The following is a 2,667-nucleotide window of genomic DNA, read 5'->3' as shown; positions in this document are numbered from 1 at the left end:
GAGTCACACCTCCGGCCTCATTGATAAGAGTGCGAACATCATGCGCACGAATGGGGTGGAGGTGAACATCATCCGACCGGTTGACCTCGACATTGCGACCGGTGTCTACCCCGACATGACGGAACGGGGGTGGGACCATGACGACTGGCCGATCGTCGCCGCTGAAGTGATGCGGGCCGATATCCTCGTCATTGCCGGGCCTATCTGGCTCGGTGACAACAGTTCGATCACCAAGCGGATCATCGAACGCCTCTATTCGATGTTGGGCGTGACGCAGGCCAATGGTCAGTTCCTGTACTACAGGAAAACGGCCGGGGCTCTGCTGACCGGGAATGAGGACGGCGTTAAGCACTGTGCCATGAACATCCTCTACAGCCTCCAGCACATCGGCTTTTCCATCCCGCCTGCCGCCGATGCGGGATGGATTGGGGAAGCCGGTCCAGGACCGAGTTACCTCGACCGGGGTTCGGGCGGACCCGAAAACAACTTCACCAACCGCAATACGACCTTCATGACCTGGAATCTGCTTCACGTGGCGGACATGCTGCGGCGCAATAACGGTATTCCCGCCTGGGGGAATCTCCCCGGGGAGTGGAGTGATCGCGATCATTCCGAGCCGCACCCCAATCCTGAATACCGCTGAGCACTCCGCAGGGCCGGCCGGGACGGGCACGGGTGCGGGTGCGGGCCGGGGGTAATAGAGGAATCAACTCCGCTCCGACACCTATTCTTGGAGCCATGGCACTATCACGAAAGGCGCTTCCCGCCGCAAGAGTCTCTGATGAATCCCACCGGGTCACCACCTTCGAACTCTTCTTCGACCTGGTCTTCGTCTTCGCCTTCACGCGGGTCACAGGTTTCATGGCGCACGAGCATTCCTTTCTCGGCGTCCTGCAGGGAATGATCATCCTGACCCTGCTCTGGTGGTCCTGGGTGTCATTCTCGTGGCTCTCCAACCAGACCCATGTCGATGAGGGCATCATGCGACTGGGGTTGTCCGTCGTCATGGTCGCCATGTTCATCTCATCCCTCGCCATCCCGGAGGCCTTCCACGACCTCGAAGGCGGCCTCAGCGGACCCCTGGTGCTGGCGCTGTCCTACGCTGTCGTCCGCGTCCTGCACCTGACCCTGTACGCCTATGCGGCCGGAAACGACGAGCCCCTGCGCCGGCAGATCGCAAAGACTGCCGTTGGCATGGTGCTCGGTTCGGCGCTCATCGTGACGGGGGCCCTCGTCGGAGGTCCGGCGCAGACCTGGTTCTGGCTCGCCGGAGTCGGCGTGGACGCCGCCCTCACCTACCTCACGTCAAAACACGGCAACTGGCGGGTGCATTCGGCGGCGCACTGGACCGAGCGGTACGGCCTCATCGTCATCCTGGCGCTTGGCGAATCGATCGTGGCGATCGGCGTCGGCGCCTCACAGGAGCCCGTGAGCACCCCGATCCTGATCGGTGCCGTCTTTGGCGTGGCGCTCTCCATCTGCCTCTGGTGGCTTCACTTCGACGTCACCGCCATCGCCGCCGAGCACCGGTTCGCCGCGCTACGTGGGGCCGAAAGGGCGTCAGCCGCCGTGGACGGATACACCTACCTGCACCTGCCCCTCGTCGCAGGGATTGTCCTGTCGGCGCTCGGGGTGGAGGACGTCCTGGCGCACGTCTACGAGTCAGGGCCTTTCGGCGCTCTGGGCGCCTTCGCCCTCCTCGGCGGCGCGGCACTGTACCTGCTGGGCAGCGCCGGGTTCTGGCGGCGGATCGGCGGGGGATGGAAGAAATGGCGGCTCGGCGGGGCGGCTGCCCTCCTGGCCCTGATCCCCGTCGCGGCCCAGATCCCGCCTCTGGCCGCCCTGGTCCTGGTGTCCATCGCGGCAGCCGTCCTCGTCGCACTCGAGAGCCTCCTGTACCAGGGGACGCGGCTGGCCGTACGCTCGGGGCACTGACAGGAATCAGCAAAAAGACGCTGGCCTAACGGAAAGCCTGAAAGGGAGACGGTTCGGCTTTGTGAAGGGGCCGCTAGGAGCGGGAATAGGATAGTTCACATGTCAAAAACCTCTGCGGACCGCGCTCTCGACGGCTTGGCCGCTGAGAGCAGTCGTCGCTCACCGACGGCAGATGAACTGCGTGTTTGGCGGGCATTTATTGAGACATCGGAGGCCGCGAAGCAGTTGGTCGCACTGCGCCTTCAGGAGGATTCGGGTCTGTCTCCGGGTGATTACGCGGTCATGGTCGCACTGTACGACCAGCCTGGGCACAGCATGCGTTCGTCACAGCTTGCGCAAACTATCAGCTGGGAAAGAAGCCGGCTGTCTCATCATCTTGGCCGGATGGAGCGGCGCGGCCTCATCAGCAGGCAGGCGGCCGCTGATGATAACCGTGGGGCTGAAATTCTACTGACTGCGGAGGGTGCGCATCTCTACAGAAAGGCATCGTCCCCGCATCTGCACGCAATACGCGACATATTTGTCACCCCTCTTAGCACCGAGCAGCTGAGCCTCCTCGAAGACGCAATGCGTGGCCTCGCCGCGCACCTTGCGTCCCTGAGGTGACTTGGAATCCTGAAACGATCACCGCAACGTAGCGGGGGGCATACCCGTCCTGGGTGATGCCCCCCGCTGGTCACTGTCTGCGGCGGCTTGCTAAGTGTACTGTCCGGGGACGTTGGTTGATGTGTG

The 2,667-nt window shown here is 63.3% G+C and carries 3 protein-coding genes; all 3 read left to right on the top strand.

The features are described 5' to 3' along the window. Positions 1 to 643, top strand: a 643-nt coding sequence (locus QZX79_RS10220; RefSeq protein WP_294568169.1) for a flavodoxin family protein, incomplete at its 5' end; no start/stop codon positions are given. A gap of 95 nt (positions 644 to 738) precedes the next feature. Next, entirely contained in the window at positions 739 to 1,935 is a 1,197-nt protein-coding gene (locus tag QZX79_RS10215; protein ID WP_294568167.1) for a low temperature requirement protein A, read from the top strand. Between the two features lie 99 nt (positions 1,936 to 2,034). Then, positions 2,035 to 2,541, top strand: a complete 507-nt coding sequence (locus QZX79_RS10210; protein ID WP_294568165.1) for a MarR family winged helix-turn-helix transcriptional regulator — start codon at positions 2,035 to 2,037, stop codon at positions 2,539 to 2,541. Positions 2,542 to 2,667 lie beyond the last annotated feature (126 nt).

Source organism: uncultured Arthrobacter sp. (genome assembly GCF_902805515.1).
Lineage (GTDB): Bacteria > Actinomycetota > Actinomycetes > Actinomycetales > Micrococcaceae > Arthrobacter_D.
The sequence above is the reverse complement of the archived record's forward strand: the minus strand, read 5'-3'. Positions and strand labels throughout refer to the sequence as shown.

Excerpts from the sequence above, each read along its gene's own strand:
- QZX79_RS10210 (WP_294568165.1), top strand. The coding sequence starts at position 2,035 with ATGTCAAAAACCTCTGCGGACCGCGCTCTCGACGGCTTGGCCGCTGAG.
- QZX79_RS10215 (WP_294568167.1), top strand. The coding sequence starts at position 739 with ATGGCACTATCACGAAAGGCGCTTCCCGCCGCAAGAGTCTCTGATGAA.